We start from the raw sequence: 17613 nt of genomic DNA, 5'->3' as shown, positions 1-17613 counted from the left end.
AAGAGTCGGGAAAATGCAGACAAAAAAATATTTAATAATATTTAAATATTTACTTGCAAAAAGTTATTAGGTTGTGGATAATAGATTGTGTGCAATACATCTACAACCTTACGATATACATAATGACTGCACGGTGCAAATACGAGGGATACCCCAGTTGGGGAATCTCTTTATTTCGTTTGGACTGTGCCGATTGTGCTTATAATAGACCGTGTAATTTGGAACGCATTTTTAGTTATGTGGTAGAGATGAAAAAGGAGATGAGCGTTTTGAAGACTTCGTTGTTTACACCGTATACAATCAAAGATTTGGAGTTAAAGAATCGTGTGGTCATGGCACCGATGTGCCAATACTCGGTCACAGCCAAGGATGGGATTCCGAATGATTGGCATCATGTTCACTACCTAAGCCGAGCAATTGGAGGCACGGGGCTGATTATTATAGAAATGACGGACGTGGAACCGGATGGACGAATTACCGATTATGATCTGGGCCTTTGGTCAGATGAACATATTCCGGCTTATAAGAAGCTGGTTGACGGTATTCATGCGCACGGGTCCAAGGTAGGCATTCAGATTGCTCACGCGGGCCGTAAAGCTGAGGATGCAGCAGAGCCGGTCGCTCCCTCGGCCATCGCATACCCGGATGCGAGTTATAAGCAGCCGCGCGCACTGACCACAGAGGAAGTCCGTGGCATGGTACAAAAATTCGCAGACGCCGCCCGGCGTGCGGTTCAAGCGGGCGTGGATACGATTGAGCTTCACGGTGCACATGGTTACTTGATTCACCAATTCCATTCGCCGGTTACAAACAAGCGTGATGACGTGTATGGTCAGGAGCTATCCCTTTTCGGCGTTGAAGTCATTCAGGCTGTGCGCAAGGAAATGCCTGCGGGTATGCCGTTAATCTTCCGCATCAGCGCGGTGGAATATGTAGATGGTGGATACGATGTGGATCATGCTATTGAGCTGAGCCGAGCATATCAGGCTGCAGGCGTAGACGTGATCCATGTCAGCTCGGGCGGAGAAGGACCGGCAGGCGCCAGAAAGCCAGGCAACTATCCGGGCTATCAAGTGCCGTTTGCTCGCCAAATCCGCGAGGCGCTGAACATCCCAGTCATCGCCGTTGGCGCACTGGATGAACCGGCCTTGGCGCAGTCTGTTATCGGCAATGAGGATGCCGATCTGGTCGCTGTGGGACGCGGATTGCTGCGTGATCCATATTGGGCTACTCATGCAGCGGTGGCACTGCGCGGCGAGAAGCCTTCCATACCTGAACAATATCAACGTGGCTACTGAGGCCTAAGTAATCCCACGTTGTTTATATATAAACAAGGCACCTGCAACGAAGTGTACGCTTCGTCAGGTGCCTGTTTTGTTTTTATCGGGATAATGATTGGCAAATGAATAAATGTGATGGTTTTTACATTTTGTGGATGATTCAATCTGTATAATAATTATATTTGGTGTGTATAGGAGGATGAAAGAAATGCAGTATGTTATTGAAACGAAGGGCCTCCGCAAACAGTTCGGGATGTCGGTAGCTGTAGACGATATTTCCTTACACGTGGAGCGTGGCAGTATCTACGGTTTCCTCGGTGAGAATGGGGCTGGCAAAACAACGACCATCCGCATGCTGATGAGGCTGATTGAGCCTACAAGTGGGGAGGTTTTTTTATTTGGCGAGCGGTTGGAGACGAATTATCCATCTATCTTTTCCAAAATTGGAACGATTATTGAAACACCAGGTTTATACGAAAACCTGAGTGCGCGTGATAATCTGAGAATATGCTGTAAGTACATGGGAATGAAGGATGATGGAAGAATAGAACGTACCTTAACCACGGTAGGTTTAGAGCATACCGGTAAAAAGAAGTTCAAAGATTTTTCCCTAGGGATGAAGCAAAGATTGGGGATTGCGAGGGCGCTTGTTCATGACCCTGAGTTGCTCATATTGGATGAGCCAACAAACGGACTGGACCCATCTGGAATTAAGGAAATTCGTCAGCTATTGAAGCGGTTGTGCGAGGAAGACGGGAAAACAATTCTTATTTCCAGCCACATCTTGAGCGAAATTCAGCAGTTAGCTACACACATCGGGATTATACATAATGGAAAACTGTTAGCGGAAGATCGTTTGAGCCGGTTAGAGGAAGGCTTTGAGCAATATACAGATGTAAAGGTAGACGATGCAGAAGCAGTGCAAGCATTTCTGCAAGAGCACATGAAGCAGCTTCAATCTAATGTGATATCCCCACAACAACTAAGAATTCATAGTCCGATTGAAAATACATCTGCGTTAAATAAACAGTTAATAGATCATCAGTTTTCTGTCTATGAGATACACACCACAAAGCAGACACTGGAGGAGTACTTTCTAACACTCATTTCAGGAGAGGGTGAGCGGCATGATTAGAGCAGAACTTATTAAGCTTAAAGGCTCTAAAGCCTTCTTGTTGAGCTATATTATATTACTGGCTGTTGTACTGTTGATGTTTGGATTGAGCGCTATTTTTTACAGATATTCAATTGACAATCTGGGTTGGGACTACTATTTTACAAATATTGTTTCCTTGGTCAATATTGCAGCCGGATTTATCAGCTATTACATTTTAACGGGTCATATTTTTGCAAGAGAGTATCAGGAAAACACGCACCTCTTTATGTTTACCACGCCTGTCAACAGGGCTAAATTTTATTTTAGTAAATTGATCATTATTTATGGATTTATTATTGTGTCGCTATTTATCGTTCTGTTTCTGTCTGCAGTATTAGGCATGCTTATTACAGATCGACCTTTAACGATGGCTATCTGGGTATACCAAATCCAAGTGTTTGCTAAAATGTGTGTGATGCATGCGATGTTAATCCCAATCGCCTCTTTTTTTGCTATACACTGGAAAAGTCTTATGGTGGTTGTACTCGTAGTTTGTACTGCTATATTTTTAAATTTTATATACAAAAGTGAATGGTACCCTTGGATTGTGCCCTATCTCTTATCTCCTAATGAAAGAAATGCGACTATACCTACCAATGTTTCAATAGCATGGCTCAGCTTATCCGTGATCTTTCTTCTTGGATTGTTTTTATCCATATGGACATATCAAAGAAGAGCCTAAATGAAGATTTTTTGAAAGGAGGGCTACTATGTTTGACCTGTTTAGAGCAGAGTGCTTGAAGCTGAAAGGAACTAAAATTCTTTTTCTAAGTGTGTTTATTTTAATGGCAACCGTATTTTTGACTTTTAGTACTTACGCCATAAATCCTAAACTTTCCTTGGATCGTGATGGATGGAATGAATACTTTATGGATTTGGTATCCTCCATTAATTTAATAACTGGATATATGAGCTATTACATTTTGACCTGCTATATCTATGCGAGAGAATACCAGGAGAACACTCATATTGCACTGTTTACAAACCCAGTTCGCCGAACTCGGATTTACTTCAGCAAGCTGCTCGTTATCTATATGTACATCGCTGTTAGCCTGCTGTTAGCATTTGTGCTATCTGCGATATTGGGTATGTTTATTACGGCCAGACCGCTAACCTTTGAAATCGTTATATATCAGCTTGGAATCTTCACTAAAATGATTATTATGCACGCTATGCTCATCCCGATCATCACGTTCTTCGCCATTCGCTGGAGAAAATTTGTGCCCGCCATTATGGGGATGTGTACGATTATGTGTTTGAATTTTGTTTTGGTTAATACACCTGGAAATACCTTTTATCCATGGACCGTGCCGTTATTGTTTTCTCCGCACGGCACACTGGGCAGAACATTTACGAATGTTCCTGGAGGGATTATCAGTATTTGCATCATTTTTGTGCTTGGGCTTTTATTGGCGTTAAGAAGCTATACCCATATAGAGACACAGTAGAATGTGTAAGCAGCAAAGGACGATGAGTGTCCATATAAGATTGGCTGGATGAAGCTGTAAAATGTTGTCGCTTAAGGACGGATTTACGTGCTATAATTCCAGTAACAACAGAATGGCTTAGGTGGGCGGTCGGCTAATCTCCCGGAAGGGAGGTGATGCCTGTGGAGGTTAAGGATGCTCTGACATTAATGATGATGTTCGGCACGCTATTAATAGCGTTGATCGGATTAATCGTTACGATTGTTATTGCGTTGAACCAAGACAAAAAGAAATAGACCGCCCTGGAGAGGGGAACACGGTCTATTTCTAATAGCTAGCCCTTTTCAGCCGACCGCTCTTCAAAGCGGCTGTTGCCAAGAGTAGGGATGTTACCAGCATCCTTGCTCTTTTTTAGTATATCCTTCTATCATTTATTTTAGCACATCTGAATAACCAGTGTAACTGAATAACGCTGTTTACTTGGTGAAAATTTTAACTTCCTTTGGAGCGAGAGTCACGGTGATTGAACCGTTGTTAATCTGAACGGAGTCGTTGCTCAGCTGGTTAGTCAGGCGGGTTCCGTTGGACAGATTATCGAAGTTGCCAATCGTGCGGGTTTGACTATTCCAGGAGTTGTTGATAAATACGATGGCCTCGTCGCTATTTTTAGAGCGCTGAAAACTGTAAAAGGAGTCGTCCACCCATTTTTCCTTTTGGCTGCCGTTTTGCAGAGCAGGGTGGTTATTGCGCACATTGTTTAGCTTAGCGATGTACTGATACAGGTCATGGTTGGCGTTGAAATTCATATTTTCCCGATTGGCGGGATCATCTCCACCACTATAGCCTTGCTCTGTGCCTTGATAGATAATTGGAATCCCACGCGACGTCAGAGTAAAGCCCAATGCAGCTTTGAGCTGTGGCCATTTGTCATAGTTAGCACCCGGCTTGCCAGAGGCGTCATTCAGGAAACGTTTTACATCATGATTGTCGATAAATACACCGTTAGTCTGAGCATCACGATAGTAACGATCATCGGAGTAGCGGTCCTTGATTTTTCTCATGGATTGATCGTGTCCGAACACGTCCTTGATTGTATAATACATCGGAAAATCTAGTGCTGCATCGAGATATCGGGTGTAATCCCCCACATAAGCAGGGTCGCCATGGAAAATTTCACCCATGGTGAAGGTATTGGCGGCTTGGTCAAAATCCTTTAGAAAACCCTTCGGTACATGCTTGGCGGTATCCAACCGCAGTCCGTCAATGCCTGTCTCATTAAGCAGCCATTTGATCCAGTTTTTAAGCTCATTTGCGGTAGCGGGGTTTTCATGATTTAGGTCATCCAGTCCAGCCACATCACCGTTTTCAATTTTCCATTGGTTGTTAGAGTTGTAGTCCCCCCCTGTAATGTCACCATTGTGATGATACCAGTCTGCTTTGTCAAAAGGAGCTTTGGCGAACCCATTCCCCGGTTGGAAATCACCTGTGTGATTGGGAACTACGTCCAGCATAACAGCGATATTTTTGTCGTGTGCCTTACCAACCAGCTCTTTGAACTTGTCCATGGTACCGAGATGTCCGTCTACCGCATAAAAATCATACGTATGATAGCCGTGGTAAGCGTATTCACTCTTTTGCATCGTTACCGGGGTAATCCAGATCGCGGTAAACCCCATATTTTTAATGTAGTCGAGTTTGTTAATAATACCTTGAAAATCGCCACCATGCCACTTGCGCTGATCGCTGTTGTTGGAATTGAAGCCACCGTAGTTATCGTTGGACGGATCTCCGTTGCTAAATCGGTCTGTCATGATAAAATAAATACTTTGTTTGCTCCAGTCTGTGCCAAGGGGAGTGGGCTTGGAGAGGGTACCCGGATCTATAGGAGTGAAGGCGCCTAAAGGCGCCTCCGTTTGAGCAGTTACTTCAACTCCGTTAGAGTTGGGTGCATAGGTAGAAGTACTTACGTTTAAGGATACACCCGAAAGTTTTTCTGTTGGGATAGCTCCTGCCACTTCGTTGAGGTCGGTTGCGTAGGTAGAAGCCCCTACGCTGAGGACGCCCCCCGAAGGTGCCCCCGTTCGGATAGATCCTGCAGCCCCGTTCAAGCCGGGTGTGTAGGTAGAAGTTCCAGTGCTGAAAAGGTAGTTCTTCGAGTTATTGCTGTCCCAACTGTTATTGCCGTCATTAAAAGCAGCTTCCAATTGGGAGGCAGAACCGATATCGACGGTAATTTTGGCATAGCCGCTAATCTCGGCATCCTGCATTTTCACACCGGGTACGGCAGTCCAGTTTCCGTTAGCTGGGCGGTAGTGAATATAAGGCGAGTTAAAGCCTTTTTTGTAGTATACCGTTACCTTGTTAGTTGCACCGCCGCCATCCCCGGGAATCGTACCCGCTGGAGCGCCAGATGTGATCGTTCCCGCATTGCCGCTGTTACCGGGCGTGTACGTAGAAGTGCCCGTGCTGAAGGAGTAGTTTTTGGTGTTGTTGCTGTCCCAGTTGTTATTGCCGTCATTAAAAGCGGCTTCCAATTGGGAGGCAGAACCGATATCGACGGTAATTTTAGCATAGCCGCTAATTTCGGCATCCTGCATTTTCACACCTGGCGCTGCAGTCCAGCTTCCGCCAGCCGGACGGTAGTGAATGTAAGGTGAGTTAAAGCCTTTTTTGTAGTATATCGTTACTTTGTTGCCTGTACCGCCATTATTGTCAGGCTTGGCTTTGCTGATGATATATTGTTTGAATCCACTCAACTCACCGGTTGGTGAGCCATCATTGTTGACGAGATTGTTGAGGCGTAAAAGTGTAAAGCCGTTATAACCGAACTTCGTGATTTTCTCCTCGATTTTTTGGAAGCCGCTGCCGCCTGTCGGAAGTGCATTTTCACCATTCAGGCGAACACCCTTGGCATTCGCGATGGAGGAGACGGTATCAACCAGGGTGGACGGCAACGAATAATTCGGTGCTGAGCCACTATCAGTCATCTCCAGGCAAGTGAATGTCAGGTCTAGATCGGCATCCTTGAATTTCTGAATGAGACGGTTGTAATCATAATATCCACCTGCTTGTTCTGTGCTGTGCGGCATAGCAGGATTGTTCATTTGCCAGTGCAGACCGGAAACTTTGGCCCCGATCCGGACACCAAACACAGAATCGAAGTTTTTGTGGGCCGCTGCTCCGATGACACCTAAATGCTTCTCAAGTACACTTTGGTACCACGACAGAAAATCCTTTCCATACGTGGAATTATATCCGCCATTCGTGTAAAATCCATCCCCATCGGTCGGTGGATTGATTTGGCTAAGGCTGGTAAGCTTGGTGCCCCAAGCAACATTAAGCTTGTCCAATGATCCGTACTTGTCATTCATAGCTGTGCGGAATGCATTTTTGGCTGTTTCAGTATAAGCTTGGAACTTGCCTCGTCCCGGGTAGCTCCACCCTGCTGCTGGATAGTAGGACGGATAGCGCAATTCCCCGGAAGGACCGCCACTCAAATAAATTTTGGGAATGATACTTTTATACCCGGCAAAGTTTTCAGCGAATGAGGCATACAGCTCATCATATTGTTTACCGGTTCCGCTCCACAATGGGGAAAGGGCTTCACTATTGGCATAGCCGCTTTCGTCCTTGAACTGCATTTCATCTGCACTGCCTTTGCTCGACAGCCAGCTTGGTAGTGGGATGTTGCAGTCATCTCCTACATTTCCTCCACACTTATGCGTTGAGATGATAGGAACCCACTTCAGTCCCGCTTCTTTCACGGCATTTGCATAGGTTTTGTAGTAGCTCCAATCGAACTGGTTATCTCCTGCGCTCTCCACATAGCCCCACCAGACGTCGGTAGTGATGGCATATACGCCATTGTTTTTCAACGTTTGTAGCTGCTTTTTAAAGGAACCCCAGTCATTGATTTTCGCCAGCGGTCCCATAACGGAAGCTTGAAAATCATCTGCAACCGCAGCGCTCGCCGTATTAGAGGGTGAGCCAATGAAGGCGGTCAGAGACAGCACAAGGCTTAGTAGAAGCATACACCCTTTTTTCCATAGACTTCGATACAAGGTCAAACCGATCATCCTCCCCAAAGCATATTCTAATTCGACAACATTTTGTAAACGTCTACAAAAATAGTATAAAGCAAGCGGTTGCATAAAAAGAAGAATTTATTGCGCACTCAAGGTGGACAAATATGACATTTTACGTAAGCAACCGTGTGCCTAAAAGTCTACAGGCAAAAAAATAAGGCATCGGTCTGAGGAAGACGCATGCCTTTTAGTGATGTGCGGATAGCCAAGCCAGTATAGGAGAAAATGAACCTAAGCGTATAAAGTCTTGTTCCAGTCTGTATGGAAAGTATTGCCGAGACAGCCTGCTTAATAAATAGGGCGATCCTTCTGGTCGGCAATGCCGCTTTTACGGTAGAAATACGTATTGATCCGATCCCGCCATTCTTTGGCATGCTCTGCCTGATGCTCCAGCCGCTCCAGCACCTGTTCATACATGGTATCATTCAGTTGCCCTCGTAGACTAACCCATGTGTCTCGGAGATGGGCCGCACGTTCTGCACCTTCAAAATGGGTATCATAAATGTGCTGTATGACAGTTTGGCCGGAGTGGAGCAAGTGTGTATAAGGGACATGGTGAAAGAATAAGAGCAGCTCATCCGGACAGGTGTCCGTAGATTCATAGATATCGGCATGGGGAGCAAAATATTGTCCTGCATAGCCGGTCCCGGTTGCGGTCGTGCGATCTACTCCAATCCCTCGGCAATCAGCAAAATGGTAGGTTCCCCACTTGGAATATTCGTACCCGTCTACATCCGGCCCATAGTGGTGATCGGGACTGACCATCCAGCCGACCCCCAGAGGGGCGGTGTAGGATTCGTAGATATTCCATGAATCGAGCAGCATCTGCTTAATGGTAGAAATTAAATCTGTGTCGCCTTCGCTATTCCCTTGTCTGCCAAACGTCAGCCGAACCCACTCATCAGCGATTTCCTCCGCAGACAGCTCCGGGTCCCATGCCAGTCGACCATAGCCATAAAGATTGGACTGGGCGAGCAAATGTCCGGTCCAATTGGTGTCTGCACCAATATTGGATACAGCGGCTATTCCATAGTTGGTAGGTTTGGGAGAATGCAGGGCGCCACTCACAATACGCTTGATGGTGGAGCCTTTTCCTAGGGCGTAGGTGTCAAAATCCAATACTTCCTTCCATTGGGGAACAAGGTAACATAGATGCTTCTGTTGGCCGGTGTACTCTTGCGCAATTTGAAATTCCAGCAGTACCTGAGTGGATTCCAGCGCACCGAACAGGGGGGAGACAGGCTCCCGCACCTGAAAATCCATGGGGCCATTTTTGATCTGTAAAATGACATTCTCCCGAAACAGCCCATCCAGTGGTTTAAAATGGTCAAAGGCTGCGCGGGCCCGATCCGTCTTGCGATCGCGCCAGTCCTGCTTGCAATTGTAGACAAAGCAGCGCCAAATCACACGTCCGCCATAGGGCTGCAACGCATCTGCCAGCATATTGGCTCCATTGGCGTGATGGCGCCCGTAGCTGAACGGTCCGGGCCGATTTTCGGAATCGGCTTTGACCACAAAACCACCCAGATCAGGAACGGCGGCGTAAACTTCCTGGGCTTTGGTCTGCCACCATTCAGCTACAGCTGGTTCCAAGGGATCGGCTGTAGTTAACCCGCCGAGCTGAATAGGACTGGCATAGTTAATGCTCAAGTAGATCTGTATGCCATAGGCGCGGAATACCGCAGCTACTTCGGCCACATCCGGTAGGAATTTATCTGTAATCAGCTCGGTTTCTACCTGATGGACATTCACATTGTTAATGGATAGCGCTTGAATGCCTACAGAAGCGAGTAGACGGGCATAGTCTCGCAGGCGCTCCATATTTGCAGTAAAGGCATTATTGTCGTAGAAAATGGACCCACCCGCATACCCGCGTTCAATACTACCATCCATGTTATCCCAGTGGTTGATCATGCGGATGGGATTAGCTGGATTAGACAATAGGTCTAGAAGGGGAGCGTGCAATGATTCCTCGGCGGCGGGTTTCAGTTTGCCGTCTAATCCTCCTTGAAGGTAGCGCAGCAGATGAAAGACTCCATACAATACGCCTTTGGAGGTCTGCCCCGCGACTATAACGTACGGTCCTTTGAACTCATCGTTACTGTGCAAAGCTGAATATGCCGGATCTGGCATCTCTAGCCCGCGAATTCGGTAGCCTTCCGCGCCCACTTCTGCCTGTTCCGCCGCACTGAATCGTTCTGCGACCAAAGGATGCGTTGGGAACGTACCCAGCGCAATGAATGGCGCATTTACAGGAACGGTGCTGATTTTCGGCTGCTGTCCAAACATGGAGGTCAATCCGTGCTGAAGCTCACTCGCAGCCGATTGAAGCACTTCATCTGTCTCATGGACCACGATGACCCTGCACCAAGCGGGCAGCTTTTGTACCTTACTATTGCGGCTGTAATGCAGCCAAGCCGCATAGCCGCTTTCTTTTGGCATATCCATAAGCTTGCTCATATTGGAGCCTCCTTTTGGGCAGGTGAAGATGATCCTCAGACATGCTGTTTCTGATCCTGACTCATATGCTCTGGGAGAGTCAGACGGTTGCCGTTGCCTTCATACAGCCACAAAATAGCGGTAACTCCGCGCGGATAATATTTACTGCCATGGGCAATACCGGAGAGTATCTGATCGCTCCAGCACCAATAGGATTCTTCAGGGTGAAGAAGCCATGAGACGTGGGCAGCGTCTGCGGCCTGCCCAGCTTCTTCCCAAGGCAGTTCCAGCAGCTCGCGGGCAATAAACTGTGACAGATAGATTTTGCTCAGCCAGGAGTTGTTACTGGTCGAGGACAGCTTCCAGCCTCCGTCTTCAAACAGACAAACTCCCGGTACCAGTACAGTTTCCAAATGGCGCCGCAGTGCTTGGATATATCCACCGAACCGTCCATCAGGCTTAAGCGCAGCCTCACATCCTGTAAAGTAAGGGAAGATCAGTCCCTCAATGGCAGGAATAATCTGCGAGTCATTACCTTCCTGAATAACTGCTGGAATATAGCCCTTGTCTGTCATATGTGCTGTGATCGCTGCTGCGCATTTGTCTGCCTGTAAGCCAGCCTCCTGTGAAAGGGAGTTAAGCCCTTTTGAGGCAAATATCTTTTCCAGAGCAACATATACAGCCCAGCATTTGCTGCCCAGATAGATGTTGTTGCGGGACTGACCCAGAGATACGTCCAGACTGTCGTAGGTCGTAATTTCCGCGCCTCCCCGGGTTCTAGAGCTGTCCAAGCCCATCAAGCCGTTTCGTTGTGCCGGGTCGGGGTGATCCCGTCGTAGCATGCTTTCGAAGCAGTCACACAAAATAGGTAGCATACGTGTCGTAAATGACTGATCCTGTGTCTGCTCGATATATACCGTGGCGCAGCAAAGCCAGTTCACCAGTTCCTCGTGGCTCATGTAAGAGAAGCAGTCGTCAATCCCTGCCAGCTCATAACAGGAGTATCCCTGCCGGGAGAACACGTTGGCTACGCCCATATCATGGGTAAACGTGATACCACCGGGATAGGTCTGTTCCTCTCCCGGAAAGCGTACCTCATCCCGATAGCTGTACCTTTGGACAAACCACTCCAGCTCGTTGCGTACCGTCCATGGATTCAAAATCAATTCATAATAAAGCTGATCCGCCGTCAGATCGAGGGTATTCATCATCCGATACTCGCCTTCGTTCACAATCCAGATCGGTTCTCCGTCCGCTTGGTGACTCAGCAGTTGAGTACTGCCGTAGTAGCTGTGGATCGCCTGAGCGAGCATAAATTTCTGGTCCGGGCTCAGGTCTGCCGACTCCATCCAGCGATTAGCCTGAACACAGGCTGCAGTCAGGTCTGTAAAATGCTTCAACGCATAGTTTCCCACGTCCTCAATATCCTTGAACAGCTGGGTATAGTAATACGACGCTTCGATGCCTGTTGTCACAATGCCGCCGCGATAGAAGCATATGGCGAAGGCATATGTGCGCTTCTCACCTGCGGGAACGTCCATCAGGAGCGCACCCGTCGTGCCCAGGCCAAAGGATAAATTCTCGGCCATGGTCTCCCCAAGCAGCTTCTCCATTGCAAATCCGCTGGCAGGTACTGCTTCGCTGCTGTTGGTCACAATGGCTGTACTGCGCCCTTGGCCGATGCCTGTGAGTCTTTCCTCCAATGGGGTAGAATCCGTAGTGTCCCTGCGCGGATCTTCTCCTATAATGCGTATGCCGCTATACGGATCACTGCCCTGATAGCCGAAAAAAGCTCTTCGCGCTGCAGTCCCCTGCGTGTTATCGACGGTTAGCTCGGCGAATACCGCCGGAACCAACGCTGCTCGCAGTTCATCCATACCTGCAATTCCCGGCTCGGGTACCGGGCGAACAGGAGAGTACAGCCGGAACGTCAAATCGCCGGCCTGCCATGTATCCGTTCCTACTTTTAGCTCACGGGTAATGTCGGAATCAGCAAAGGCCATAAGCTGCGGTTCCGTTCGTTTACCCTTTTTCTCCACGTCGTAGCGGGCACTTTCATCCTGTGTGGATGCAAAGAAGGGAAGCGCCTCGTATGATTCGCCATCTCTGGATTGCAGCCCGATATATACATTTTCGTCGGCAGGCTTGCCCAGCTCCAAACCAAGTCCGCCGCGATTACCCTTAAACCCAAGTGTAAAGCTGGAAAAGGAACCGATAGGTGCATGCTGTGTGTTATAAAATATATTTTTCGACATATAATGAAACCCCTTTCATGATAAAGTTCAACTTTGATTAACTTCACTTAGAGCCTAGCATGTCATGTGGTGGGGAACCATTGTCAAATCGCTCAACTATTTATCCAAATCGCGCTGAAAGCGATATACTGGGGTATATCCATGTAAGTAAGCCAGGAGGGAAAACATGTCGTCACCACGTTTACCGAAGCGTCCCCATCATCCGGACCTTACAGCTGCCGGAGAGGAATTCTTTTTTCCCGATGTGCGGACCACAGTCAATCTGTTTGCCATTCATACACGAAGTGTGGGAAGAGACTGGAGCTATCCGCCACACGAGCATCCTCAATATGAAATTAACATCGTGCTTGCGGGAGAACAGATCATGGTTGTGGATGGTCGTAGCTATACCCAGCGACAGGGTGATCTGGTGCTGCTGCGTCCGGGGATTGTTCACTCCAGTCATAGTAACGGAGAGGGATTTACGTATTTTTGTATGCATTTCGACATTGATGATAAGCTGTTTCTCTCGCTGCTGAGTCGTCTGGAGCAGGTGCTGTTTCCAGCTGAAGGCACCGTGGCAGGGCAGATGGGACCAGCGCTGGGCAAGTTGCTCGATCTTTCAACGCCGGAAGACATAGGAATTGGTAGTGATTCGGTGGCAAAGCGAATGCGGATTCAATCTGCTGTGTTTGAACTGTTCGCAACGTTGTGGGAGGCTGTATCCAGCGAAGCCGCTCATCTGCCAGGGCGTGGATATGTGCAGGCAGAGCTTGCCCATCAGATTGCCAGTCGTCTTCAGGGCAGAGTGAATCAGCCCTATGGGCAGGCTGGATCGGTGGAAAAACAGGATGGGATCGAGGGGATTTCATCCGAGTTAGGTATTAGCGTATCCCATTGTAATCGTGTATTCCGTAGTGTTTTCGGCGTTTCCCCCCGTGTATATCTATCCGGGCTTGTGCTGCATGAGGCCAAGTTGCTGTTGGCTGATCCGCAATGGTCGGTGCAACAAATTGCCGATATGCTCGGCTATGGGGATATTGCGCATTTTAGCAGACAGTTCAAGCGCTGGTCGGGCCAGTCGCCGACATCCTATCGCAAAAGCTCAGTGCAGGGAAGCCCATCTGAATAAAAATAAGTATTCCTTTAAAATAGTTATGATATGATCCCCATAGAGTAGCTGAGAATAATACGAATTTACATAATCAACATGCTTAATAATCAAATAGAGGAAGAGGTTCAGGCGTTTTTTGAAAAAGTCGGAGCATTCGACCATCTGTTTACACCGGGGTGGGGTATAATGAGGAAATTGCACATACTGTGTTGTATCTGATGACGAACAAGTTTACCACCGGAAGCGTGCTGTTCCCAGATGGCGGTTATACGTTGATTCAATTCGCAACGAAGTGCATGTTTCATTCTAATCCAATCCGACAGGCAGGAATAAATCATTAAACAAAAACCGGTTCAACACCATACAAAGTGTTGACCGGTTTTTTTTATGATAACAGGCTTGGCCCTCTTGCAACTCTTTAGTTTTGCACATCTAACCCTTTATATTTTCGAAAAATACGTGGATAAATTACTTTAGTCCCGATACATACCATCGCCAGCATGGCGAACAGCAAACCGCTCCACAGCGTCCCCTGGATACCGGCTCTGGCAATAAACCATCCCCCTGCCAGCGAGCCCAGCGAAACCCCTAGGTTAATAAACGAGATGTAAAGACTGTTGGCAAACGCGGGAGCTTCTTTGGCCTCATCAATCACCCAAATCTGGGCGACAATCAGTCCGCTGGTATGAACGGCCCCCCACACAATAATGATGAAGAGCGTAGGGATAAATGAAGAACTGATCCCGTACAGCAGCAAATAGGTGCCCCCCAAGGCTACTGGATGAAAAAGAGCGGTGCGTACCTTATGCAAGCCCATGAGCTTGCCAGCCAATAGATTGCCGAGCATTCCGCCGATGCCGAAAATAATAAGTAGAAAACTGATAACATTGCTGCTCATCCCTGTATTTTGTCCCAAATATTCGGCAGAATAGCTATACACCGAGAACATGGCTGCAAAAATAAAAGTAGCTGCCCCGATATTGAGCCACAGTGGTATTTTACGCAAAATGCCAAGCTGCTTCCGATAGGAGAACATTTCGGCTTGTGGTGTATCCGGCAGCATGAATAAAATACCAATCCCTGCAATCCCATTCGCTACCGCAGTAAACCAGAAGGAGGCCTCGTATGAAATTTGATTGGCGATATAGGCCGTAATTGGAATACCGAGTACCATTCCCATGCTCGTGCCGAGAAAGGCTTTGGCGGAAGCTTGCGTTGCCTTTTCCGGGGGATACAACGCAGTAGCAGCGACAAAGGCAAGCGAGAAATACACCGGGTGAAACAGAGCCGGAATGATACGTAAAATCACTAGTATATAAAAGTTGGATGTATAGGCTGACAGCAAGCTTGTTATGGCAAAAACAAACAACGACATTGTCATGATTCGCTTGCGGTTAAACCTGGACATCAATAGCACCATGAAGGGACCGAACAGCGCGATGATCAATGCAAATGAACTGACAAGAAACCCGGCCTGAGCTGCCGTAATATGAAAACGTTCAATGATGACCGGCAAAATGCCAACCACACCGAACTCAATCGTGTATACACCAAATAGGCCAAGTGCGATGAAAAGCAGGGGCTTACTATATTTCATTAGTTTCATTCCCTCTCCATGTCCTCCTACTTTACGTCCTTGATTTTGCATGCTAATATTTCATTAAATCATAAAATAATAAGTCAATATTCGAAATACTACATAATAATAATTGCGTTTATGCAATATTACCTTGGATTTAAGGAGATGGATTTGATGGACCAAGTGGATCATAAAATTTTGTTGTGTCTACAAAACCAGGCGCGTATCTCCATGACCGAGCTGGGTAAGGAGGTTGGACTTTCCCAGCCTGCCGTAACGGAAAGAGTACGGCGCATGGAGGATAAAGGTATTATCACCGGGTATCGTGCCACAGTTTCACATGAGAAAGTTGGAAAGCCGATCATGGCTCACGTGCTCGTGCACACCAACCAATGCAATTCATTTGTTGAGTTTTGCCAATCTGCACCTGAAGTCATTGAGTGCCATAGAATCAGCGGCGAGCAAAATTACTTACTGAAAGTCATGGTTGAGTCTATGCTCAAGCTGGAGCAGTTCGGGGATGAGTGTGGAAAGCATGGGCACTCTACCACGTTAATTGTCCTGTCCTCGCCTGTAGACCATAAACATGTAACCCCTACTTTATTAGACCCTATTTGAGCTACCGTAAATGGCTTGGCAAAGCTCGGTTGTAAACGGACCTGACATCCCTTCAAATGCTGTATTGGTAAAGGCGACCACACTGAGTCTTAGTGCGGGATCAACGAACCACGAATGACCGTAAGCTCCTCCGAGACGCCACGTTCCGGGTGATTCTGCTGTCCCACTTTCGTCGGGATTTTGGAGTACGGTGAATCCTAGTCCAAAGCCCCGTCCCGGCCAGCCTGCCAAGGGAAGGTTCCCGGTCTGGATGGTGCCCATTTCGCGGACCCATTCCTCTGAAAGTAACGGATTGCCGCCGTTTCGCAGTGTTTCCAGCAGTCGCATGAAATCTTTTGCGCTGCCAATCATACCTGAGCCACCAGAGTGGAAAGCCGTGGGATCAAAGGCTCGCGCAGGCTGAAAACGAAGTCCTGCAGTACCTTCAAAAACCTGCGCAACCTCAAGCTCACGCATCCGCCGGGGTTCTGATATATCATTGACATAAGGAGCCGCAAGCCGTCCGGCATCCGCGACCGCGAAACTGGTGTCGTGCATACCGAGAGGTTCGGTAACGAGTTTTTTAACAGCTGCATCAAGGCTTGTGCCACATACGCGGCTAATGATAGCGCCGAGCACATCAGTAGCAATCGAATATCCCCATGCTTTACCCGGTGTATATAACAGAGGCACAGAAGCCAAACGTTGCAAGTTCTCCTCCAGCGTAAGATTTGAAAAATCCATGCCATCTGATACGCCTGCACGATGATAGGGACCCCCGCCTTCTTCCTCTAAAAAGCCATAGGTCAACCCGGCAGTATGTGTCAGCAATTGGCCTACTGTAATGGAGGGCTGCTCACCACTGATTAATCGGGGGCGAAAATCGGGCAACCAGCGTTCAATAGATTCATCGAGCTTAATCAATCCTTGGGCTGCCAAAACCAAAGCCGCAGTAGATACAATCGGTTTGGATACAGAAGAAAGCCGAAATAAAGCATCCTCTTGCATAGGACGTTGTTCTTCTCGATCAGCCAGCCCTGCCGCTCGGACATACACGGGTGAACCATCCATATATATCATGACGACTGTGCCGATCAGACGCTTTTCGGCAAGGGTTTGATCTATAACTGCATTTACACGTCCGTCCAGACCAGCTTGTATCGCAAAAACTCTATTATCCAAACTCATAAATATCTCATCCTCTCTATGATCCAGCGGTTACCGCTTGATGGAACTTAGTTTACAGGATGGGAAGAAGACATTACATAAGGTAACAAAGGAATTCAGTGAGTATTTTCGTTAAAATAAAATTATATTAAAGGCATGACCTTGGATTTAAATGAATGGGACTTTACAAGAAGTTATGCTGCGTTTTACAGCATCTTTTTAAGTTGAGATACACGCTATTGTGATACGCTGAAAAATAGATGGTAAAATTTATAATAAAGGGGGTTTTGTTAATTGAAAATGGTACTAAGAAATAAGTTGGCTTGCTTGGTTGTCTTAGGAGGGATTTTGACCGTAATTGCTACGGGTTTTGGAGGGGATAAGGAGCCCTATAAACTTCCCCGATAAGCCCAAAGAGACTGCTGTCTCGACATTTTCAGAATATATGAACGCTTCTATGAGTCGCGATTATGATAAGATGATTTCACTGTCTGATGATTATCGTTTTAAAACAGAACGGTCGAGTTTGAGCCTG

The 17613-nt window shown here is 47.3% G+C and carries 12 protein-coding genes and 1 pseudogene; 8 read left to right on the top strand and 5 right to left on the bottom strand.

All coding sequences use genetic code 11. From position 1 onward, the window contains the following. Positions 1-269 precede the first annotated feature (269 nt). The 5 genes from ACYCS5_RS13645 to ACYCS5_RS13625 all read left to right on the top strand — a co-directional run bounded on the left by ACYCS5_RS13645 (position 270) and on the right by ACYCS5_RS13625 (position 4159). Positions 270-1298 carry an NADH:flavin oxidoreductase/NADH oxidase gene (locus ACYCS5_RS13645; RefSeq protein ID WP_185156344.1) on the top strand — a complete coding sequence of 343 codons (1029 nt, stop codon included), beginning with the start codon at positions 270-272 and terminating at the stop codon, positions 1296-1298. 190 nt (positions 1299-1488) lie between these two features. Continuing rightward, positions 1489-2415 (top strand): ABC transporter ATP-binding protein, encoded by a 927-nt coding sequence (locus tag ACYCS5_RS13640; protein ID WP_459761214.1) that lies wholly within the window; start codon positions 1489-1491, stop codon positions 2413-2415. Then, positions 2408-3118 carry an ABC transporter permease gene (locus ACYCS5_RS13635; protein WP_459761213.1) on the top strand — a complete coding sequence of 237 codons (711 nt, stop codon included), beginning with the start codon at positions 2408-2410 and terminating at the stop codon, positions 3116-3118. The genes ACYCS5_RS13640 and ACYCS5_RS13635 overlap by 8 nt, the downstream gene beginning before the upstream one ends. A 28-nt stretch (positions 3119-3146) precedes the next feature. After that, entirely contained in the window at positions 3147-3884 is a 738-nt protein-coding gene (locus ACYCS5_RS13630) for an ABC transporter permease (protein ID WP_459761212.1), read from the top strand. A 161-nt stretch (positions 3885-4045) separates the two neighbouring features. After that, positions 4046-4159, top strand: a complete 114-nt coding sequence (locus ACYCS5_RS13625; protein WP_459761211.1) for a putative holin-like toxin — start codon at positions 4046-4048, stop codon at positions 4157-4159. Between the two features lie 180 nt (positions 4160-4339). On the opposite strand, the gene ACYCS5_RS13620 is transcribed toward ACYCS5_RS13625, so the two are convergent. The 3 genes from ACYCS5_RS13620 to ACYCS5_RS13610 all read right to left on the bottom strand — a co-directional run bounded on the left by ACYCS5_RS13620 (position 4340) and on the right by ACYCS5_RS13610 (position 12642). Further along, positions 4340-7930, bottom strand: coding sequence for a family 14 glycosylhydrolase (locus ACYCS5_RS13620; RefSeq protein WP_459761210.1), 3591 nt, complete (start codon positions 7928-7930; stop codon positions 4340-4342). 306 nt (positions 7931-8236) lie between these two features. After that, positions 8237-10408: an alpha-glucuronidase family glycosyl hydrolase gene (locus ACYCS5_RS13615; protein WP_459761209.1), complete on the bottom strand. Its 2172-nt coding sequence runs from the start codon at positions 10406-10408 to the stop codon at positions 8237-8239. A 35-nt stretch (positions 10409-10443) separates the two neighbouring features. Next, positions 10444-12642 carry a glycoside hydrolase family 52 protein gene (locus tag ACYCS5_RS13610; protein ID WP_459761208.1) on the bottom strand — a complete coding sequence of 733 codons (2199 nt, stop codon included), beginning with the start codon at positions 12640-12642 and terminating at the stop codon, positions 10444-10446. Positions 12643-12808: 166 nt separating this feature from the next. On the opposite strand from ACYCS5_RS13610, the gene ACYCS5_RS13605 reads away from it, so the two are divergent. Together ACYCS5_RS13605 and ACYCS5_RS13600 are read left to right on the top strand one after the other, a co-directional pair. Then, complete coding sequence (locus tag ACYCS5_RS13605) at positions 12809-13753, top strand: helix-turn-helix domain-containing protein (RefSeq protein ID WP_029518735.1); 945 nt, start codon at positions 12809-12811, stop codon at positions 13751-13753. Positions 13754-13911: 158 nt separating this feature from the next. Then, positions 13912-14007: pseudogene (locus ACYCS5_RS13600) on the top strand (SDR family oxidoreductase); the annotation flags it as partial. A 146-nt stretch (positions 14008-14153) separates the two neighbouring features. Here the strand turns inward: ACYCS5_RS13600 and ACYCS5_RS13595 are convergent. Further along, positions 14154-15341, bottom strand: a complete 1188-nt coding sequence (locus tag ACYCS5_RS13595) for an MFS transporter (protein ID WP_459761207.1) — start codon at positions 15339-15341, stop codon at positions 14154-14156. Between the two features lie 147 nt (positions 15342-15488). Here ACYCS5_RS13595 and ACYCS5_RS13590 point away from each other — a divergent pair, with 147 nt between their 5' ends. Continuing rightward, a complete protein-coding gene (locus ACYCS5_RS13590; RefSeq protein ID WP_029518733.1) occupies positions 15489-15932 on the top strand; it encodes an Lrp/AsnC family transcriptional regulator in 444 nt (147 codons plus the stop codon). Here ACYCS5_RS13590 and ACYCS5_RS13585 read toward each other — a convergent pair. After that, positions 15918-17099, bottom strand: coding sequence for a serine hydrolase domain-containing protein (locus tag ACYCS5_RS13585; RefSeq protein ID WP_459761206.1), 1182 nt, complete (start codon positions 17097-17099; stop codon positions 15918-15920). The two genes, ACYCS5_RS13590 and ACYCS5_RS13585, sit on opposite strands and share 15 nt — an antisense overlap. Between the last annotated feature and the right edge of the window lie 514 nt (positions 17100-17613).

It is taken from the genome of Paenibacillus sp. SEL3, from assembly GCF_054602585.1.
Note: the sequence above shows the minus strand (reverse complement) of the source record. Positions and strands in the feature narration are given on the sequence as shown.